Genomic DNA, 368 nt, shown 5'->3' with positions numbered 1-368 from the left:
CCGCGGCGTCGGCGGCGACGTCGGCGGGGGCGACGACCTCGATGCGCTGGTCGCCACGGGCCGGGGCCTTGGTGCCGGTGCCCTTGTGGCGCGTGAAGGCGTACGCGCCGAGCGCCGCGCCCTCGAGGGCGGCTTCGACGAGCTCGGCGGAGTCGGTGGGCAGTGCCAGCGTGATCGAGTCGACGCGGGGGAGCTGTCGGACCGCGCTGCCGGCGGCTGCACGGATCGCGGCGGCGCCCGTGGCGGAGCCGAGGCCGATCAGCGCGACCGACTTCGCCCCGACACCGGAGGCGGGGAGTCGGACGAGCTGGTCCTTCGCGCCGGTGACCCCGATCGCGGCGAGGTCGAGGTCGGCGAGGGCGTCGACC

1 protein-coding gene is annotated in these 368 nt (G+C 77.2%); it reads right to left on the bottom strand.

Translation table 11 applies throughout. The features are described from left to right. Positions 1–368 (bottom strand): M17 family peptidase N-terminal domain-containing protein (locus BIU95_RS12470; RefSeq protein ID WP_302846967.1); only part of this gene is annotated, 368 nt, incomplete at both ends.

The organism is Curtobacterium sp. MCBA15_007 (assembly GCF_001864905.1).
Taxonomy (GTDB): domain Bacteria; phylum Actinomycetota; class Actinomycetes; order Actinomycetales; family Microbacteriaceae; genus Curtobacterium; species Curtobacterium poinsettiae.
Note: the sequence above shows the minus strand (reverse complement) of the source record. Positions and strands in the feature narration are given on the sequence as shown.